Below are 4,437 nucleotides of genomic sequence, written 5' to 3'. Positions count from 1 at the left end.
GCGGCAAGGATGAGATCGAGGCCCGCATCGGCCAGATCAAGAAGCAGATCGAGGACACCTCCTCGGACTACGACAAGGAAAAGCTGCAGGAACGTCTGGCCAAGCTGGCCGGCGGCGTCGCGGTCATCCGCGTCGGCGGCTCGACCGAGGTCGAGGTGAAGGAAAAGAAGGACCGCGTCGACGACGCCCTGAACGCCACGCGTGCCGCGGTTGAAGAAGGCATCGTCCCCGGCGGCGGCATCGCCCTGCTGAAGGCGACCAAGGCGCTGGAAGGCCTGAAAGGCGACAACGCCGACCAGACCGCCGGCATCGCCATCATCCGTCGCGCCATCCAGGCCCCGATCCGCCAGATCGTGGAAAACGCCGGCGTCGAAGGCTCGATCGTGGTCGGCAAGGTGCTGGAAAACGCCTCGCTCACCTACGGCTTCAACGCCCAGACGGAAGAGTACGGCGACCTGGTCGCCATGGGCGTGATCGACCCGGCCAAGGTCGTCCGCACGGCCCTGCAGGACGCGGCCTCGGTCGCCTCGATCCTGATCACCACCGAAGCGGCCGTGGCCGATGCTCCGAAGAAGAGCTCGGGCGGCGGCGCCGGCGGCGGCATGGGCGGCGGCATGGGCGGCATGGGCGACATGGACTTCTAAACGGACGGGCGGCCCTCGCGCGGCCCGGACGCCCCGGCGCAGGCCGGGGTCCAGCGCTCAGTCACCGGCTGAAATGAAGAGGGCGGGTCCGGAAACGGGCCCGCCCTTTTTGCTGCTTGATGGTTTCCGCGAACAGGATTCTAAGCGCGAAAATTCGCTGGCAGGTATCTTGCGAGTTGCACTCTCCAGCGAAGTTAGAACGCATCTCCGGGGGCAAAAAATGCCGCCTAGGACGACCGTTGGGGGCGACATGCAGCAGGTATTATGGCTCGACGGAGAATCGATGCGTTCCCGAGAGTTTCCGCCGGAAACGCAAGAAGTGGTGTCCGGGGTCCAATGGGGCAGCCCTGCCGAGGTGTTCAGTCCGGCTTACTGGGCGCTTCAACTTGAGGACTCGGCCAACCCCACACATGGGTACATCAGCGAAAGTGGCGACTTGGTTGAAGAGGTAGGTTTCTGCCTACTCGGCGGCTTTAGCGTAAAAGTAGAGTTGGCCGAAGCGTATCACCGCCGCCTGCTAGATGAAGGCGTGTACAGCGACGCTAGCCCCTCTGAAAACCAGATCTTTCGGTTGCTGTCTGAACCGGCCATGGTGGAAGGCCGATCTGCCCGCTATCGATTCCCGGGCCAGCGTGCAGAACGTCTCGCGCTCGCCGTTCCCGCGATCCGTGAAGACCGTTTCGCAACAACGGACGCTCAGACTCTTCGGCGTAACCTCCAGACACTTAAGGGCGTGGGGCCCAAAACCGCGAGCTGGATAGTTCGAAATCACTTAGGCTCTGACGACGTCGCCATTCTGGATATTCACGTTGTTCGAGCTTGCCAAACCATCGGGCTATTTCCGGCGCGTGTAGACTTGGTGGCAGACTACGATGAGTTAGAGGCGACGTTCCTTGATTTCGCCAAAGGTCTCGGAGCGCGGGCTTCCATTCTTGACGCCGTGATCTGGAACCACATGCGCGAATTCAGCCCAAGAATCATTCAAAGGTTGACTTGAACCGCCGATATCCGAAACCTCTAGTTCATTCGGAGGGAAGTTTATGGGTGGAAGTGGTGGAGGTGGCGGCAGCTACTACAGCGGTGGAGGGGGTGGCGGCAGTGGAGGTGCCGGCGGCGGCGGTGGCATTGGAGGTTCGCCGGGCTCTGACCCATGCAACCTCCTAATAAATAACGTCACCATTCATTCGCCTGACAGCGACTATGCCAATGCACTGTCTTTGGGCGCTGTGCTTTTGGTTCGTCTGGGCGGGCCTAACAATCGGACGTTCGAGGTTCATACGTCGGCGGGCTACCGTGTAGGCTCTCTTATCGGTCTGTCTCTTGCTGCTCAGCTATTGGCCTGCATGCAGGCGGGCCATGAGTACGTAGCGATTGTCACCAACATCAACTCAGGCATCTTTATCGTCCGAATCGAGCGAGCGACACCATGAGCACGGTGGTCGTTGGGGGCGTCTACCAAGAAATCTGCGTCGATGCTGGGGTCGACGAAATCTTCGGTTCAGCTGGGCGCGCGGCAATAGCCCTCGCATCTCAAGGCGAGCCCGTCGTGCTGCACACATACCTATTCGCGGGTGATGCTGAAGCAGCAGGGCTGGCGTTGGAACCGGGGGGCGTGACGATCAGAAATGTAGATCGCGCCGAAAGAATCACCTTCCGATACCTCCACTCCTTAGCAAAACCGACGGTCAGTCCGTGGCCCGTAACGCAAGAAGCTCTTGGTCTTGAGGTTCAGGCCGAACAAATCTTGATTTTCGGTATGCTTGAGGGGAGGGCGAAGGTTGAAGCCGACTTGGTCGTATTTGACCCTCAGGGAAGCGATCCTAAAATCTTTCTAGGCTCAGATAACAAAATTGGCCGGCTTGCCCTGGTTCTGAATTCTCACGAACTTAGACGCCTCTCGGACGGCGGTGACGAACTCCAAAGCGTCCAAGCTCTCTCGGCAAGTACCGGCGCTGAGATCGTCATCGTGAAGGCGGGCGCGATTGGAGCGCGGATCTATAGTCACTCGACGCTTCAAGGCTCGGTTCCCCCATATCGCACGGATCGAGTTTACAAAATCGGGTCAGGCGACATGTTCAGTGCGGCGTTCTTCCAAGGATGGGCGAAGCTTGGTCTGGGGGCGCTTGAAGCAGCGGACTACGCGTCTCGATCCACCGCTCGCTACTGCGATACCCGATCACCAAGCCTCTTGGCACCGGACAAGCTGAGCTATTTGCAGCCGCTCACCGGGGAGCCTCAGGGACAGGTATATATAGCCAGTCCATTCTTTTCGCTTGCAGACCTATGGCTGGTTGAAGAGGCAGCTCGAGCTCTTTGGGAGGTCGGCTCAAAGCCATTCTCGCCGTTCCACGAAATTGGCTTGGGCAAACCCCATTCAGTGGCTGCCGCTGACCTTGAGGCGCTTAAGAATTCGACCGCGGTTTTGGCCATCGCGAGCGGTGGCGACCCTGGAACTCTGTTTGAGATTGGATACGCCGTTAGCTTGGGCATCCCTGTCGTGGCGCTCAGCCAAAATGGGCGTCCCGCCGATATGACGATGCTCGAAGGCACCGGGTGCCAAGTGTCCAACGACTTTGCTAGTGCGATTTATCAAGCTTCGTGGGCAACGCGTTCGTGAGAGCGTTGCTGCTTTCCGGAGGGATGGACTCAGCCGCCTTAGCCAACTGGATCAAGCCGGATTTAGCGATCTCCGTTGATTACGGGCAAATCCCGGCGGCGGGAGAGATGCGGGCGGCTCGTGCCATTGCGGGTCACTTGGGCATTCCTCACGAGGTCGTTGTGACAGATACCCGGGGACTTGGGCTGGGAACTATGAGCCAGGCGGCGCAGAGACCCTCAGTCGCGCCTGAGTGGTGGCCGTTGCGCAATCAACTCCTCCTGACGCTCGCGGTTATGAGGTTGGAGCGCGTGGGGGCCGGAGAGGTGTTTATCGGGACCGTTGGGTCGGATTCTGAACACTCGGACGGTACGCCCAAGTTCATCGCATCATTCAACGGTTTGTTGGAAGCGCAGCGATCATTGATCCGGGTGTCGGCACCGGCGATCTCTATGTCGTCCGAGCAGCTTATTCGACAAAGCGGGATCAGTCGCGATTTACTGGGCTGGACAATTTCATGCCACGCCAGTGATGTCGGCTGCGGAGAATGCCGGGGCTGCAACAAACACATTGAAGTTCGAGCGACGCTAGATTCGGCGAGCTGAGTTGGGTGGGAGTTTGCAGCCAATGCAGTCTCCCACCTTCTCCCGCCCAAAATCCGCGGACTGCAATCTCTCCCGGACGTAAACCGCCAACACCGCCAATCTGATGGGTATCGGGCCGCTGTTAGCGCAATGACCGCACCTCAACCTGTGCCTTTTCAAGGGCCTGCAGGAAAATGACGGGCGCGAACGCGCCTTGGTCTGCGCGCCCCTGATAATGCGGGGATGGAAAACACATCACAGACGAGCGGGCGTCTCAGGCGCTCTGTGGTCACCTCTCACCGGAGCGAGGATCCGGGGCCGGAGGGGCAGAAGCGACATCGGACCGGGTATTTCGTGGCCGGGGAACGGGTCTGGAAACGGATCGAGATCGAGTTCTCGGCCGGGGCGACGGCGGAATGGCTGTCGGTCAAATACGGGCCGGCGGTGCGGACCATCGGCTTTCGCGCCAAGGCGGGGGGCTGGCGCAAGAAGGACATCGCCCTGAAGGCGGACGCGGCCTGGGACGAGGTGGACGAAGAGGCGCGCGTGGCGGCGGAGGCGCGGGCGGCCGCGCGGGAGGCGGCGGGCCAGCGGGCGGCGGCGCGGGATGCGG

At 60.6% G+C, this 4,437-nt stretch carries 5 protein-coding genes; all 5 read left to right on the top strand.

Features of this window, described 5'->3' with window-relative positions; all coding sequences use genetic code 11:
* Positions 1-644 (top strand): TCP-1/cpn60 chaperonin family protein (locus JHC99_RS17620; RefSeq protein WP_292155967.1); only part of this gene is annotated, 644 nt, incomplete at its 5' end.
* A 283-nt stretch (positions 645-927) separates the two neighbouring features.
* Complete coding sequence (locus JHC99_RS17615) at positions 928-1,641, top strand: hypothetical protein (RefSeq protein ID WP_292155966.1); 714 nt, start codon at positions 928-930, stop codon at positions 1,639-1,641.
* Positions 1,642-2,070: 429 nt separating this feature from the next.
* Positions 2,071-3,261 carry a PfkB family carbohydrate kinase gene (locus tag JHC99_RS17610; RefSeq protein ID WP_292155965.1) on the top strand — a complete coding sequence of 397 codons (1,191 nt, stop codon included), beginning with the start codon at positions 2,071-2,073 and terminating at the stop codon, positions 3,259-3,261.
* A complete protein-coding gene (locus tag JHC99_RS18835) occupies positions 3,243-3,845 on the top strand; it encodes a 7-cyano-7-deazaguanine synthase (protein WP_366927852.1) in 603 nt (200 codons plus the stop codon). Before JHC99_RS17610 ends, JHC99_RS18835 begins: the two co-directional genes overlap by 19 nt.
* Positions 3,846-4,178: 333 nt before the next feature.
* Positions 4,179-4,437: hypothetical protein (locus JHC99_RS17605; protein WP_292155964.1), on the top strand; the 259-nt coding region annotated here is incomplete at its 3' end.

This window comes from Brevundimonas sp. (assembly GCF_016463485.1).
Classification (GTDB): domain Bacteria; phylum Pseudomonadota; class Alphaproteobacteria; order Caulobacterales; family Caulobacteraceae; genus Brevundimonas.
Note: the sequence above shows the minus strand (reverse complement) of the source record. Positions and strands in the feature narration are given on the sequence as shown.

Coding starts and splice junctions, on each gene's coding strand:
- JHC99_RS17615 (WP_292155966.1), top strand. CDS start 928: ATGCGTTCCCGAGAGTTTCCGCCGGAAACGCAAGAAGTGGTGTCCGGG.
- JHC99_RS17610 (WP_292155965.1), top strand. CDS start 2,071: ATGAGCACGGTGGTCGTTGGGGGCGTCTACCAAGAAATCTGCGTCGAT.